This window comes from Streptomyces sp. SID11385, from assembly GCF_010548245.1.
Taxonomy (GTDB): Bacteria; Actinomycetota; Actinomycetes; order Streptomycetales; family Streptomycetaceae; genus Streptomyces.
This window is the reverse complement of the sequence record NZ_JAAGLR010000421.1, coordinates 1-534: the sequence shown is the minus strand read 5'-3', so window position 1 is coordinate 534 and position 534 is coordinate 1. Positions and strand designations below refer to the sequence as shown.

Annotated in this window: 1 protein-coding gene; it reads right to left on the bottom strand. The window is 77.9% G+C overall.

Annotated elements, in window-relative coordinates:
* Positions 1-534: right-handed parallel beta-helix repeat-containing protein (locus G3I42_RS12880; RefSeq protein WP_164285500.1), on the bottom strand; the 534-nt coding region annotated here is incomplete at both ends.

The window sequence follows — 534 nt, the reverse complement described above, 5'->3', positions numbered from 1 at the left end:
GCCGCCCGCCACGTCGACGCCGCACAGCGCGGCCCGCTCCACGGTGGTGGCCCGCGCGGCGAGCCGGGCGCCGGGCTCGACACGTATGCCGTGCCGTGCGCCGTCCGCGAGGGCGCAGTCCCGGAGTTCGGCGCGGGTGCCGGCGGCCAGGTGCAGCAGGTCCAGCGTGGTGTGCGAGAGGGTGCAACGTGTGAGGACGGCGGCCGAGGCATCGCGCAGGTAGACGGCGTTGCCCTCGCTACGGGCGAAGGTGCAGTCCGTGGCGCGTACCGCGGCCCGTTCCCCCGCCGCGAGCGCGGTCTCGCGGAGGTCGACGGCGCGCACCCGGTCCAGGACCAGCACGGCGTCACCGACGGCGTGCAGCGCGGCCGAGCCGGTCTCGCCCACCGCGCAGTCGGCGAGCCGGGCATCGGAGGTACCGGCGAGCAGCACGCCTTCACGGCCGGTGCGCTGGATCTCGCACCGCTCCAGCCTGATCCGCGGCTCGGCGCGCCCGGCCGCGGCGCCGTCCGGGTCCGCGGCGTCCTCGACCGG